This window comes from Klebsiella sp. CD33, assembly GCF_051992865.1.
Classification (GTDB): Bacteria; Pseudomonadota; Gammaproteobacteria; order Enterobacterales; family Enterobacteriaceae; genus Klebsiella; species Klebsiella pneumoniae.
In genome coordinates this window covers 5202128-5216819 of sequence record NZ_CP197023.1, presented here as the reverse complement: position 1 = coordinate 5216819, position 14692 = coordinate 5202128, and the positions used below count along the sequence as shown (strand labels likewise).

At 54.8% G+C, this 14692-nt stretch carries 14 protein-coding genes; all 14 read right to left on the bottom strand.

Annotated features, from left to right (window positions below; translation table 11 throughout):
* Positions 1–21 precede the first annotated feature (21 nt).
* Positions 22–747 (bottom strand): phosphate signaling complex protein PhoU, encoded by a 726-nt coding sequence (gene phoU, locus ACR809_RS25465; RefSeq protein ID WP_004145007.1) that lies wholly within the window; start codon positions 745–747, stop codon positions 22–24.
* A 50-nt stretch (positions 748–797) separates the two neighbouring features.
* Positions 798–1571, bottom strand: a complete 774-nt coding sequence (gene pstB / locus ACR809_RS25460) for a phosphate ABC transporter ATP-binding protein PstB (protein ID WP_004145006.1) — start codon at positions 1569–1571, stop codon at positions 798–800.
* A gap of 47 nt (positions 1572–1618) precedes the next feature.
* Entirely contained in the window at positions 1619–2509 is an 891-nt protein-coding gene (gene pstA / locus ACR809_RS25455; protein ID WP_004151547.1) for a phosphate ABC transporter permease PstA, read from the bottom strand.
* The gene (gene pstC, locus ACR809_RS25450) at positions 2509–3468 is read right to left on the bottom strand and encodes a phosphate ABC transporter permease PstC (protein ID WP_004145004.1); all 960 of its coding nucleotides are present in this window, start codon (positions 3466–3468) and stop codon (positions 2509–2511) included. Before pstC ends, pstA begins: the two co-directional genes overlap by 1 nt.
* A gap of 128 nt (positions 3469–3596) precedes the next feature.
* Positions 3597–4637: a phosphate ABC transporter substrate-binding protein PstS gene (gene pstS / locus ACR809_RS25445; protein WP_004150308.1), complete on the bottom strand. Its 1041-nt coding sequence runs from the start codon at positions 4635–4637 to the stop codon at positions 3597–3599.
* Positions 4638–4973: 336 nt separating this feature from the next.
* A complete protein-coding gene (gene glmS, locus ACR809_RS25440) occupies positions 4974–6803 on the bottom strand; it encodes a glutamine--fructose-6-phosphate transaminase (isomerizing) (RefSeq protein ID WP_004150309.1) in 1830 nt (609 codons plus the stop codon).
* A gap of 183 nt (positions 6804–6986) precedes the next feature.
* Positions 6987–8357: a bifunctional UDP-N-acetylglucosamine diphosphorylase/glucosamine-1-phosphate N-acetyltransferase GlmU gene (gene glmU, locus ACR809_RS25435; protein ID WP_004173839.1), complete on the bottom strand. Its 1371-nt coding sequence runs from the start codon at positions 8355–8357 to the stop codon at positions 6987–6989.
* Between the two features lie 696 nt (positions 8358–9053).
* Complete coding sequence (locus ACR809_RS25430; RefSeq protein WP_001251971.1) at positions 9054–9473, bottom strand: F0F1 ATP synthase subunit epsilon; 420 nt, start codon at positions 9471–9473, stop codon at positions 9054–9056.
* A gap of 20 nt (positions 9474–9493) precedes the next feature.
* A complete protein-coding gene (gene atpD, locus ACR809_RS25425) occupies positions 9494–10876 on the bottom strand; it encodes a F0F1 ATP synthase subunit beta (protein ID WP_004144997.1) in 1383 nt (460 codons plus the stop codon).
* A 26-nt stretch (positions 10877–10902) separates the two neighbouring features.
* Positions 10903–11766, bottom strand: coding sequence for a F0F1 ATP synthase subunit gamma (gene atpG, locus ACR809_RS25420; RefSeq protein WP_004144996.1), 864 nt, complete (start codon positions 11764–11766; stop codon positions 10903–10905).
* A gap of 50 nt (positions 11767–11816) precedes the next feature.
* Entirely contained in the window at positions 11817–13358 is a 1542-nt protein-coding gene (gene atpA, locus ACR809_RS25415; RefSeq protein ID WP_004144995.1) for a F0F1 ATP synthase subunit alpha, read from the bottom strand.
* Positions 13359–13370: 12 nt separating this feature from the next.
* The gene (gene atpH / locus ACR809_RS25410) at positions 13371–13904 is read right to left on the bottom strand and encodes a F0F1 ATP synthase subunit delta (protein WP_004144994.1); all 534 of its coding nucleotides are present in this window, start codon (positions 13902–13904) and stop codon (positions 13371–13373) included.
* A gap of 14 nt (positions 13905–13918) precedes the next feature.
* Positions 13919–14389, bottom strand: a complete 471-nt coding sequence (gene atpF, locus ACR809_RS25405) for a F0F1 ATP synthase subunit B (RefSeq protein WP_004107293.1) — start codon at positions 14387–14389, stop codon at positions 13919–13921.
* A 50-nt stretch (positions 14390–14439) separates the two neighbouring features.
* Positions 14440–14679 (bottom strand): F0F1 ATP synthase subunit C, encoded by a 240-nt coding sequence (atpE, locus tag ACR809_RS25400; protein ID WP_000429386.1) that lies wholly within the window; start codon positions 14677–14679, stop codon positions 14440–14442.
* Positions 14680–14692 lie beyond the last annotated feature (13 nt).

The following is a 14692-nucleotide window of genomic DNA, read 5'->3' as shown; positions in this document are numbered from 1 at the left end:
CAGAATTAGACAGAATGATTATTACTCTTTCGGATCTTTGCCAGCGAGCAGTTTATCCAGCTCATCGCCGCCAACGTGACGGAAATCCTGACCTTTGACGAAGTAGAAAATATATTCGCAGATATTCTGGCAGCGGTCGCCGATACGCTCGATGGAGCGCGCGCAGAACAGCGCGGTCAGGACGCTGGGGATAGTGCGCGAGTCTTCCATCATGTAGGTCATCAGCTGACGCACGATGCCTTCATACTCCTGGTCGACTTTCTTATCTTCGCGATAGATACGTACCGCTTCGTCGAGATCCATACGCGCAAACGCATCCAGTACGTCATGCAGCATCTGCACCGTGTGGCGGCCCAGCGATTCGAGGCTCACCAGCAGCGGCTGGTGCTGCTGGGAAAACTTCTCCAGCGCGGTGCGGCAGATTTTATCCGCCACGTCGCCAATGCGTTCCAGCTCAGCGATAGTCTTGATGATCGCCATCACCAGGCGCAGGTCGCTGGCGGTCGGCTGGCGCTTGGCGATGATGCGCACGCACGCTTCATCGATAGCCACTTCCATCATGTTGACCTGCTTGTCGCCGTCGATGACGCGTTTCGCCAGATCGCTGTCCTGGTTATGCATGGCGGTGATGGCATCAGAGAGCTGCTGTTCCACCAGCCCACCCATGGTCATCACCTGGGTGCGGATATACTCCAGTTCAGCGTTGAACTGGCCGGAAATATGTTTGTTAAGATTTAGGTTGTCCATGGTGTCTCCTGATTGCCCAACTGGTGAGAGCCTGAAAGCACAAGGGCAAATCAACCGTAGCGGCCAGTAATATAATCTTCAGTTTGTTTCTTCGCGGGCTTAGTGAACAGGTCATCCGTGTTGCTGAACTCAATCAGCTCGCCAAGATACATAAATGCCGTATGGTCGGAGCAACGCGCAGCCTGCTGCATGTTGTGAGTCACGATAACGACGGTGTAGTCCTGTTTCAGCTCGGTGATCAGCTCTTCGATACGCCCGGTGGAGATCGGGTCCAGCGCGGAGCACGGCTCATCAAGCAGCAGCACTTCCGGGCGGATCGCGATACCGCGGGCAATGCACAGACGCTGCTGCTGACCACCGGAGAGAGAATACCCGCTCTGGTGCAGTTTATCTTTGGTTTCGTTCCATAATGCGGCTTTGGTCAGCGCCCACTGCACGCGCTCGTCCATATCGGCACGGGACAGCTTTTCAAACAGGCGCACGCCGAAGGCGATATTGTCGTATATGGACATTGGGAACGGCGTTGGTTTCTGGAACACCATGCCAACCTTAGCGCGCAGCAGGGCGATATCCTGGGTGTTAGTCAGAATGTTGTCGCCATCCAGCAGGATCTCACCTTCCGCGCGCTGCTCCGGATACAGTTCAAACATCTTGTTGAACGTGCGCAGCAGGGTGGATTTACCACAGCCTGACGGACCGATAAACGCCGTCACCTGGTTTTTGGTGATATCCAGGTTGATGTTCTTCAGGGCATGGAATTTGCCGTAGTAGAAGTTCAGGTTACGAACTGAAATCTTACCCGGAGCTGTATTCACCATACTCATCTCAATCTCTTCCTCATTCAGCGCAGCAGTTGCTGCGCTGCAAAAAATTAACCGTGTTTCTTCTTGGCGAAGATAACGCGCGCCAGGATGTTCAGCAGCAAGACGCACAGGGTGATAATCAATACCCCGGCCCATGCCAGTTGCTGCCACTCCGCAAACGGACTCATGGCAAATTTGAAAATGGTCACCGGCAGGTTGGCAATCGGCTGCATCATGTCGGTGCTCCAGAACTGGTTGGACAGCGCGGTGAACAGCAGCGGCGCCGTTTCCCCGGCGATACGGGCGATAGCCAGCAGGATCCCGGTCATAATCCCTGAGACGGAGGCTTTCAGGGTGATCGCCGAGATCATCTTCCACTTCGGCGTCCCCAGCGCATAGGCCGCTTCACGCAGGCTATCCGGCACCAGCTTCAGCATGTTTTCGGTGGTACGAATAACGATAGGCACCTGCAGCAGCGCCAGCGCGATAACGCCCGCCCAGCCCGAGAAGTGCTGCATCTGCGCCACCACAATGGTGTAGACGAACAGACCCACCACGATAGACGGCGCGGAAAGCAGAATGTCGTTGATAAAGCGGATGATTTCCGCCAGCACCGACTTGCGGCCATACTCCGCCAGATAAATTCCGGCGAGGATACCCAGCGGCGTACCAAATACGGTTGCCCACAGGATCAGCAGGCCGCTGCCGGCGAGGGCGTTAGCCAGTCCACCGCCCGCCGTATTCGGCGGCGGCGTCATTTCGGTGAACAGCGCCAGACTCATGCCGTCGAAACCGCGGGTTATCGTCGCCATCAGGATCCAGATAAGCCAGAACAAACCAAACGCCATGGTCGCCATCGACAGCGCCAGAGCGATACGGTTCTTCATGCGGCGTTTGGCCTGCATCTTGCGACGGGACTCCGCCAGTTCGGCGGTAGTTTGCAATTCAATGGTCGCCATTAGCGTGCCCCCTCATTCTTCGCGAGGCGCATAATCATAAACTTCGACGCGGCCAGAACGATAAAGGTGATAACGAACAGGATCAGGCCCAGCTCCATCAGCGCCGCCACGTGCAGGCCGGTTTCCGCTTCGGCGAACTCATTAGCCAGCGCGGAGGTAATACTGTTCCCCGGCATATACAACGAGATGCTGTCGAGCTGGTAGGTGTTGCCGATGATAAAGGTGACCGCCATGGTTTCACCCAGCGCGCGGCCCAGACCGAGCATCACCCCGCCGATCACCCCATTCTTGGTGAACGGTAAGACAATGCGCCAGATCACCTCCCAGGTGGTGCAGCCGATGCCATAGGCCGACTCTTTCATCATCACCGGGGTCTGTTCGAAAACATCGCGCATGACCGCGGCGATGTAGGGGATGATCATGATGGCCAGAATGACGCCAGCGGCGAGAATACCGATACCAAACGCCGGGCCGGCAAACAGCGCACCAACGAACGGGATGGTCGACAGAACGTTGCCGACCGGCTCCTGGAAGTAAGTCGCAAACAGCGGGGCGAAAATAAACAGGCCCCACATGCCGTACACGATGCTCGGGATTGCCGCCAGCAGCTCAATCGCAATGCCCAGCGGACGCTTGAGCCAGGCGGGGGACAATTCTGTCAGAAACAGCGCGATGCCGAAGCTCACCGGAACGGCGATCAGCAGCGCGATAAAAGAGGTGACCAGGGTTCCGTAAATCGGGACCAGCGCGCCGAAGATCTCGTTAGGCGCATCCCACTCTTTGGTCCACAAAAAGGCAAAGCCAAACTTTTGAATGCTCGGCCAGGAAGAGATGATCAGGGAAACGATGATGCCGCCCAGCATCAATAGCACAATCAGCGCAGCCAGTTTTACCAGCGCACTGAAAATCATGTCACCCTTTTTCCCCGGAGGGGTAAATGCAGGCTTGGTTGCAGCCATAGATTACTCTTTACGTATTAAAACTTGTTCGAATAAATGCCCGGTGGCGTTGGCTCCCGGGCCTACAGTCTGAACCGTAGGGCGGGCAGCGCCTGAACGCCCCCGCCATCTTCGTCAAAAATCTACTGTTAGTACAGCGCTTTACCGCTGCTGTCTTTGACGTTGGTTTTCCATGCCGCGCGAACCTGCTCTACCACGCTTTCCGGCAGCGTCGCGTAATCCAGCGCATTCGCTTCTTTCCCGCCGTTTTTATACGCCCAGTCGAAGAACTTCAGCACTTCAGCGGTCTGTTCCGGCTTGTTGGTCGCCTTATGCACCAGGATGAAGGTGGTTGAGGTGATCGGCCATGCATTTTCGCCTTTCTGGTTGGTCAGGTCCTGAGCGAAAGACTTGCTCCAGTCAACGCCTTTTGCGGCGTTAGCGAAATTGTCTTCAGTCGGGCTAACCGGCTTGCCGTCGGCAGAGACCAGTTTGGTGTAGGCCAGGTTGTTTTGCTTAGCGTAAGCGTATTCGACGTAACCAATCGAGCCCGGCAGACGCTGAACAAAGGCGGCGATACCATCGTTGCCTTTACCGCCCAGACCGGTTGGCCAGTTTACGGTAGAGCCGGCGCCGATTTTCGATTTCCACTCTTCATTCACTTTGGACAGGTAGCTGGTGAAAACGAAGGAGGTACCTGAACCATCGGCGCGGCGGACCACGGCGATGTTCTGCGACGGCAGCTTCAGGCCCGGGTTGAGCTTAGCGATCGCTTCGTCATCCCATTTTTTAATTTTACCCAGGTAGATATCACCGAGGGTTTTGCCATCCAGCACCAGCTCGCCGGATTTCACGCCAGGCAGGTTAACCGCCAGTACCACACCGCCAATCACGGTGGGGAACTGGAACAGACCTTCCTGGGTCAGTTTGTCATCAGCCAGCGGAGCATCAGAAGCACCGAAATCAACGGTGTTGGCAATAATCTGCTTAACGCCACCAGAGGAACCAATACCCTGGTAGTTCACTTTATTGCCGGTTTCTTTCTGATAGGTATCAGCCCATTTGGCATACACCGGCGCAGGGAAAGTTGCGCCTGCGCCAGTCAGGCTTGCTGCTGCGAAGGCAGAGAAAGCGCTCATCGATAAGGTCGCGGCGACAACTGTTGCGACGGTGGTACGCATAACGTTCATAATGTCTCCTGCTGGGATTCGTAAATCATTGTTTCGAGGCTATGGTGAGCAAAATAGGTCAAAGAGGTGACAGTAAAATGTACGAATTATGACAGTTTTATGACAGGCCGGGAGAGTGGATTTTACGCCAAATAATACGCTTATAACTCAGATGGTTATCTCTAATCATGACCGTGCAATGACAAAATAATTTTCTTTTTATGACGGCGAAATCGGACCGTAAAACGATCGTTTGTCATCTACCGCCAGCCAAAATATTACGCACGTAATCGGTGGAAAACAGCAGGTGCAAATAAAAAGGGCCGCCGTCGGCAGCCCTTTGCAGGATAGGATGCTTTACTCAACCGTTACCGATTTCGCCAGGTTACGCGGCTGGTCAACGTCAGTGCCTTTGATCAGCGCGACGTGATAAGCCAACAGCTGCAGCGGAACCGTATAGAAGATAGGGGCGATGGTCTCTTCCACATGCGGCATCTCAATGATGTGCATGTTATCGCTACCGTTGAAACCGGCTTCACCGTCGGCGAAGACGTATAGTTCACCGCCGCGGGCACGAACCTCTTCGATGTTGGATTTCAGTTTTTCCAGCAGTTCGTTGTTCGGCGCCACCACAATCACCGGCATTTCCGCATCAATCAGCGCCAGTGGGCCGTGCTTAAGCTCGCCCGCCGCATAGGCTTCCGCGTGAATGTAGGAGATCTCTTTCAGCTTCAGCGCCCCTTCCATAGCGATCGGATACTGATCGCCACGGCCAAGGAACAGCGCATGGTGCTTATCAGAGAAGCGCTCTGCCAGCTGCTCAATACGCTTGTCCTGGGAGAGCATCTGCTCGATACGGTTCGGCAGAGCCTGAAGGCCGTGCACGATATCATGCTCGATAGACGCATCCTGCCCTTTCAGTCGCGCCAGTTTCGCCACCAGCATCAACAGCACGGTTAGCTGAGTGGTAAAGGCTTTGGTTGAGGCCACGCCGATTTCCGTTCCGGCTTTGGTCATCAGCGCCAGATCGGACTCGCGCACCAGCGACGAGCCCGGCACGTTGCAGATGGCCAGCGAGCCGAGATAGCCCAGCTCTTTCGACAGACGCAGCGCCGCCAGGGTATCGGCGGTTTCACCGGACTGGGAGAGGGTGATCATCAGGCTATTGCGACGCACCGCGGACTTGCGATAGCGGAATTCGGAGGCGATTTCCACATCGCACGGGACGCCGGCTAACGCTTCGAACCAGTAGCGGGAAACCATCCCGGAGTTATAGGAAGTCCCGCAGGCAACAATCTGAATATGTTCAACCTGAGCCAGCATTTCATTGGCGTTCGGCCCCAGCTCGCTGAGATCCACTTCGCCATGGCTGATGCGCCCGGTCAGGGTGTTCTTAATCGCGTTCGGCTGCTCGAAAATCTCTTTCTGCATATAGTGGCGGTAGATACCTTTATCGCCAGCGTCATACTGCAGATTGGATTCGATCTCCTGGCGCTTCACTTGCGCAGCGGACTTATCAAAAATCACCACCGAACGGCGAGTCACTTCCGCGATATCGCCTTCTTCGAGGAAGATGAAGCGGCGGGTAACTGGCAGCAATGCCAGCTGGTCGGAAGCGATAAAGTTTTCACCCATCCCCAGGCCAATCACCAGCGGGCTACCGGAGCGGGCCGCCAGCAGAGTTCCCGGGTCACGGGTATCCATGATCACCGTACCGTAAGCGCCGCGCAGCTGCGGGATAGCGCGCAGGACGGCTTCACGCAAGGTACCGCCTTGTTCCAGCTCCCAGTGCACCAGATGGGCAATAACTTCGGTATCGGTCTCAGTGACGAAGACATAGCCGCGAGACTGCAGCAGGGCGCGCAGCGGCTCATGGTTTTCGATGATCCCGTTATGGACCACCACAATGTGTTCAGAAACATGCGGATGCGCATTGCTCTCAGACGGTTCGCCGTGCGTCGCCCAACGAGTATGGGCGATCCCGGTACCACCGTGTAACGGTTGCTCTTCTACCGCCTGAGCCAGCATCTGAACTTTACCCAGGCGACGCACGCGGGTCATATGACCTTCGCTGTCGACCACTGCCAGACCGGCAGAGTCATAGCCACGGTATTCCAGACGACGTAAACCTTCGAGAAGGATTTCAGCAATATCACGCTGCGCGACTGCGCCAACAATTCCACACATAGTTAAATTTCCTGATAATGGCGATATGCCATGCGTTGTCGCTGACCTGTATTTGCCCGTTTTCCGGGCGCCCCGAGCCTTGTAGAGAGTGGGGTTATTGTTATGGTACTGCCTGCGGACGGGGATCTATGTTGACCCTCTCATCCTGGTTCGCCGGGAAAATTTCCCCGGCGCTAATCCAAATTATTTCTTCTTCACCGGACGCTGCCAGCCCTGTTTGTGGACCTGCGGTACGCGGCTCAACACCAGCTCATTATCGGCGATATTGCGCGTAACGGTGGTGCCGGCGGCGATAGTAACGCCATTGCCTACCGTGACTGGCGCCACCAGCTGGGTATCCGAGCCGACAAAGACATCATCGCCAATAATCGTTTTATGCTTGTTCGCACCATCGTAGTTGCAGGTGATGGTACCCGCGCCGATATTGACGTTATCGCCAATCTCCGCATCGCCCAGATAGGTCAGATGACCCGCCTTGGAGCCTTTCCCGAGACGCGCTTTTTTCATTTCCACGAAGTTACCAACGTGGGCGCCTTCCAGCAGTTCGGCGCCCGGGCGCAGACGGGCAAATGGACCGATGGTGCAGGCTGCCTGCAGCTGGGCATCTTCCACCACGCTGTAGGGGCTAATTTCGCAGTCATCGCCGATGGTGCTGTTTTTGATCACGCAGCCGGCGCCGATTTTCACTCGATCGCCCAGCACCACGTTGCCTTCCAGAATAACGTTAGTATCGATCTCTACATCGCGCCCGTGCTGCAGCGTACCGCGCAGATCGAAACGCGCCGGATCGCGCAGCATCACGCCCGCCAGCAGCAGCTTTTCCGCCTGCTCCGCCTGGTAGACGCGCTCCAGGCGCGCAAGCTGCAGGCGGTTGTTGACGCCTTCGACTTCGCTCAGGCGCTGCGGATGCACTGCGACGATCTGGTGTCCTTCCTGGTGCGCCATGGCGATGATATCGGTGATGTAGTATTCACCCTGAGCGTTGTTATTGGTGAGTTTCGCCAGCCAGCGCTTTAGATCCGCTCCGCCGGCGATCAGGATCCCGGTGTTGATTTCCTGGATCTGGCGCTGGGCCTCGCTGGCATCTTTGTGCTCAACGATGCCCGTCACCTGGCCATTTTCACGGGTAATGCGGCCATAGCCGGTTGGGTCATCCAGCTTCACCGTTAACAGACCAATCCCACCCTGTGGTTTCGCGGCGCGCAGGCGCTGTAGCGTCTCAACGGAGATCAGCGGCACGTCGCCATAGAGCATCAGGATGTCTTCATCATCATTGAAGAATGGCGCCGCCTGCTGCATAGCGTGCCCGGTTCCGAGCTGCTCGGCCTGCAGCACCCAGTTCAGGTTGTCTTCATGCAGAGTCTGACGCAGCAGATCGCCCCCGTGGCCGTATACCAGGTGTACCGCACATGCGCCTAAATCGTTAGCGGCATCAATGACATGCTGCACCATTGGCTTCCCGGCCAGGGTATGCAGCACCTTAGGAAGATCGGAATACATGCGGGTCCCTTTGCCTGCAGCAAGGATAACCACGCTCATCGCACTATTTGACATACTCATCCTGACGGTAGTTAGAACGAAAAGTAAAAGCCTTTCACGTTGAAATTTCTACATATTTTTCATCATAAAACGAGACGTGGAGAAAACGTCCAGGCTCACTGTTTTACCCCATTTTATGACGCTATTTTTAACCACTGCAAATCAGTTTAACGCTGAAAAAGGAGGGCGGGGTGGAGAATCATTAACTATCTCACTGCTTTTGCTGTTTTTTCGCCACCTGAATAAAGCCGCAGCGGCAGGCGTTTATCAGCACCCACAGCGGGAAGAACCAGGATAAATATTCGCCAGTCGCTGGCGGGGGAGGGCGGTAAAGTGATGGATGCTATCCATAAAAAACGAAAGGCCACCTATCAGGTGACCTTCTTTTCCCGGTTTCACATCGCCAGTGTTGTCGTTTTGATGGGCGATACGTCGTGTCAGCGGGCGAGATAGCGCGGAGCTTAGAAGCTCAGGACGCTAAATTTAGCGATGATTTTATGGAACAGTTTCATGATGATTTCCTGACGCAGGTGCAGTTTATAACGCTCTTTTTTGTGATATACATCACATAAAAAGAGTTTACGCCTCATCATTTAACTAATCAATAACAATTAAGGGTGAATACTGTTTTCACTTCATCCGCTCGTCAGCAGCGGGCAATAAAAAAAGCCAGCCTGGAACCCAGACTGGCTTTTTACGTTCAAGCCGGTGTTACATCGCTTTTTTGGTCAACTCGATAACGCGCAGTTTAGCGATCGCTTTGGCCAGTTCCGCAGACGCCTGAGCGTAATCCACATCGCCGTGAGAGCTCTTAATGTGCTCTTCCGCTTTGCGTTTCGCTTCCAGCGCTCGCGCTTCGTCGAGGTCCTGACCGCGAATTGCGGTATCCGCCAGGACGGTCACGCTGCCAGGCTGCACTTCAAGAATGCCGCCGGACAGATAGATAAACTCTTCATGACCGTGCTGTTTAACGATGCGAATCATACCAGGCTTAATGGCGGTGAGCAGCGGCGCGTGGCCCGGGTAAATACCCAGTTCACCTTCGCTACCCGTTACCTGGATTTTTTCGACCAGACCAGAGAACATTTGTTGCTCTGCGCTGACGACGTCCAGGTGGTAAGTCATTGCCATATCACCCTCCGATTAAGGCGTTAAAGTTTTTTGGCTTTTTCCACGGCTTCGTCGATGGAACCGACCATGTAGAACGCCTGCTCTGGCAGGTGATCGTATTCGCCTTCCATGATGCCTTTAAAGCCACGGATGGTGTCTTTCAGCGCCACGTATTTGCCCGGAGAACCGGTAAAGACTTCTGCCACGAAGAACGGCTGGGACAGGAAGCGCTGGATCTTACGCGCGCGAGCTACCACCAGTTTGTCTTCTTCAGACAGTTCGTCCATACCGAGGATGGCGATAATGTCTTTCAGTTCCTGATAACGCTGCAGGATGGACTGAACGCCACGCGCGGTGTCGTAGTGTTCCTGACCAACAACCAGCGGATCCAGCTGACGGCTGGTGGAATCCAGCGGGTCAACGGCCGGGTAGATACCCAGGGATGCGATCTGACGGCTCAGTACTACGGTTGCATCTAAGTGAGCAAAGGTAGTGGCTGGGGATGGGTCAGTTAAGTCATCCGCCGGTACGTATACCGCCTGTACGGAGGTGATAGAACCGGTTTTGGTGGAGGTGATACGTTCCTGCAGAACGCCCATCTCTTCCGCCAGGGTCGGCTGATAACCTACCGCTGAAGGCATACGACCCAGCAGCGCGGATACTTCAGTACCGGCCAGGGTGTAACGATAGATGTTATCGACGAACAGCAGTACGTCACGACCTTCGTCACGGAATTTCTCAGCCATGGTCAGGCCGGTCAGCGCAACACGCAGACGGTTTCCCGGCGGCTCGTTCATCTGGCCGTACACCAGGGATACTTTATCGATAACGTTGGAGTCGGTCATTTCGTGGTAGAAGTCGTTACCCTCACGAGTACGCTCACCTACGCCCGCAAACACAGAGTAACCGGAGTGCTCGATCGCGATGTTACGGATCAGCTCCATCATGTTTACAGTTTTACCTACACCCGCACCGCCGAACAGACCAACTTTACCGCCCTTCGCGAACGGACACATCAGGTCGATAACTTTGATGCCGGTTTCCAGCAGTTCCTGAGAGCTGGACAGCTCTTCATAGGACGGTGCCGCGCGGTGGATAGCCCAACGCTCTTCTTCGCCGATGTCGCCTTTCATGTCAACCGGTTGACCCAGTACGTTCATGATACGACCCAGCGTTGCTTTACCTACCGGGACTTCGATCGGGTGCTCGAGGTCTTTTACATCCAGACCGCGGCGCAGACCATCAGAAGAACCCATGGCGATGGTACGTACGATACCGCCGCCCAGCTGCTGCTGAACTTCCAGCACCAGAACTTCATTACCATTCTGTACCTCAAGGGCTTCGTACACGCGTGGTACGGCATCCTGAGGGAACTCGACGTCGACCACGGCGCCGATTACCTGGACAATCTTTCCAGTAGCCATCTTAAATCCTCTACGAAATAACCTGGTTAAACCGCGGCGGCCCCCGAGACGATCTCGGTGAGTTCCTGAGTAATGCTGGCCTGACGAGCTTTGTTGTATACCAACTGCAGCTCTTTAATCAGGCTGCCGCCATTATCGGTCGCGGCTTTCATCGCCACCATACGGGCGGCCTGCTCGCTGGCCAGGTTTTCAACCACGCCCTGATAAACCTGAGATTCGACGTAGCGGCGCAGGAGGGTATCCAGCAGCGCTTTCGGATCGGGCTCATACAGGTAATCCCAGGATTTACGTTTCAGATCAGCATCTTCTGATGCCGGTAACGGCAGCAGCTGAGTGATCGTCGGAACCTGAGACATGGTGTTAATAAATTTGTTGCTGACAACGTACAGCTTGTCCAGACGGCCTTCATCATAGGCCTGCAACATCACTTTTACCGGGCCGATCAGTTCGGACAGGGATGGGTTATCCCCCATACCGGTCACCTGTGCAACCACGTTGCCGCCCACGGAGTTAAAGAAAGAAACGCCCTTAGAGCCGATCATTGCGAGGTCGCACTGAACGCCTTTATCGGACCATGCTTTCATTTCCGCCAGCAGTTTCTTGAACAGGTTAATGTTCAAGCCGCCGCACAGACCACGGTCGGTCGACACCACCAGGTAGCCCACGCGCTTAACGTCGCGTTCTTCCAGGTAAGGGTGCTTATATTCCAGATTACCGTTCGCAAGGTGACCAATCACTTTGCGCATAGTATCTGCGTAAGGACGGCTGGCCGCCATGCGCTCCTGCGATTTACGCATTTTGGAAGCGGCGACCATCTCCATCGCTTTAGTGATCTTTTGCGTGTTCTGGACGCTTGCGATCTTACTACGTATCTCTTTTGCGCCGGCCATGAGCTTCTCCTCAATGCCTTGCGGCCTGCCCTAAGACAGACCGCCAGACGTTACCAGGACTGGGTTGCTTTGAAGGAATCGAGGATGCCTTTCAGCTTGCCTTCGATTTCGTCGTTATAGCCACCGGACTGGTTAATCTCTTGCATCAGCGGAGCGTGATCACGGTCGACGTAAGCCAGCAGAGCGGCTTCGAAGCTACCGATTTTCGCCAGTTCTACATCAGCCAGGTAACCACGTTCTGCTGCGAACAGAACCAGAGACTGCTGCGCGACGGACATCGGCGCATACTGTTTCTGTTTCAGCAGCTCGGTCACTTTCTGACCGTGGTCCAGCTGTTTGCGGGTTGCATCGTCAAGGTCGGATGCAAACTGGGAGAACGCCGCCAGTTCACGATACTGCGCCAGCGCGGTACGGATACCACCGGACAGTTTCTTCATGATCTTGGTCTGCGCTGCACCACCAACACGGGATACGGAGATACCCGGGTTAACCGCAGGACGAATACCGGCGTTAAACAGGTTGGTTTCCAGGAAGATCTGACCATCGGTAATAGAGATTACGTTGGTCGGAACGAATGCGGAAACGTCACCCGCCTGCGTTTCGATAATCGGCAGCGCGGTCAGAGAACCGGTTTTCCCTTTCACTTCACCTTTGGTGAAGGCTTCAACGTATTCGGCGTTAACACGCGCAGCACGCTCCAGCAGACGAGAGTGGAGGTAGAATACGTCGCCCGGAAACGCTTCACGTCCAGGCGGACGACGGAGCAGCAGGGAGATCTGGCGATAAGCAACAGCCTGTTTAGACAGATCATCGTAAACGATCAGCGCATCTTCACCGCGGTCGCGGAAGTATTCGCCCATTGCGCAACCAGCGTATGGCGCCAGGTATTGCAGTGCAGCAGATTCAGATGCAGTCGCTACCACTACGATGGTGTTAGCCAGCGCGCCATGCTCTTCCAGTTTACGCACCACGTTAGAGATGGTGGACGCTTTCTGACCGATAGCGACATAGACGCACTTGATGCCGGAATCACGCTGGTTGATGATGGCATCGATAGCCAGCGCAGTTTTACCGGTCTGACGGTCGCCGATGATCAGTTCACGCTGACCACGACCGATTGGGATCATGGCGTCAACGGATTTGTAACCGGTCTGTACCGGCTGATCGACGGACTGACGTTCGATTACGCCCGGCGCGATCGCTTCAACGGCGGAGAAACCGTCGTTTTCCAGCGGACCTTTACCATCAATTGGCGCGCCCAGGGTGTTAACCACGCGGCCCAGCAGGCCACGGCCTACCGGAACTTCCAGGATACGGCCAGTACATTTCACCTTCATGCCTTCGGCGAGGTCAGCGTACGGACCCATTACCACCGCACCTACGGAGTCGCGCTCCAGGTTCAGTGCGATAGCGTAACGGTTACCCGGCAGGGAGATCATCTCGCCCTGCATACATTCGGCAAGGCCGTGGATGCGGATAACACCGTCACTTACAGAAACAATAGTACCTTCGTTATGAGCTTCGCTCACAACATTGAACTGAGCAATGCGCTGCTTGATCAGTTCGCTGATTTCGGTGGAATTCAGTTGCATGCTCCAGTCCCCTTAAGACTGCAAGACGTCTGCAAGGCGCTCAAGACGGCCGCGTACGCTGCCATCAATGACCATATCACCCGCACGGATGATAATACCTGCCATAACAGACTTATCGATTTTGCAATTCAGCTTAACTTTGCGTGACAGACGTTTTTCCATCGCGCTGACGATCCTGGCAAGCTGTTCATCACTCAGTTGGTTGGCAGATATTACTTCTACCTCTGCGATGGCCTCACTGGCCGCGCGCAGGTGAATGAATTGCTCAAGAACGTCCGGGAGCACCTTCAGACGATTATTTTCCGCCATCACCTTAATCAGGTTCTGGCCATTTTCGTCGAGTTGCTCGCCGCAGATAGCGATAAACGCTTCTGAGAGCGTTTCCGGCGCCAAAGCACCGGAGAGAAGCTCTGCCATTTGGTCGTTTTTGGTCACTTCGGCGGCAAACGCCAGCATATCCTGCCAGCGTTCAACACTGTTGTGTTCGACGGCAAAGTCAAAAGCTGCTTTGGCGTAGGGGCGAGCTACCGTTACAAATTCAGACATCAGCCCCTCCCTCCTTACAGTTCAGCGACAAGTTTATCCACGATGTCGCTGTTAGCAGCTTCATCCACGGAACGTTCGATGATCTTCTCGGCGCCAGCAACAGCCAGGATAGCGACCTGCTTACGCAGCTCCTCGCGTGCACGTTTACGCTCAGCATCAATTTCAGCCTGCGCTTGTGCAACGATTTTGGTGCGTTCCTGTTCTGCTTCAGCTTTAGCTTCGTCCAGAATCTGAGAGCGGCGCTTGTTCGCCTGCTCAATGATTACCTGGGCTTCCGCTTTCGCTTTTTTCAGCTGGTCGGTCGCGTTGGCCTGTGCAAGGTCCAAATCTTTCTTAGCGCGTTCTGCAGAAGCTAAACCGTCAGAAATCTCTTTCTGGCGTTTTTCGATGGCAGCCATTAAAGGCGGCCATACGTATTTCATGCAGAACCATACGAAGATAACAAACGCGATGGCCTGGCCGAGGATTGTTGCGTTCATGTTCACAGCACAATACCTCTTTAATTAACTCTGTGGCTTAGGTTTCTAACAACTTACTACGCGACGGCGAACATCACGTACAGACCCAGACCTACAGCGATCATCGGGATAGCATCCACCAGACCCATAACGATAAAGAACTGAGTACGCAGCAGAGGGATCAGATCCGGCTGACGCGCTGCGCCTTCCAGGAATTTACCTCCGAGGATGCCGATACCGATCGCAGCACCGATTGCCGCCAGACCCATCATCACAGCGGCAGCCATGTACAGCAGATCCATATTCAGGTTTTCCATGACAGTCTCCAGT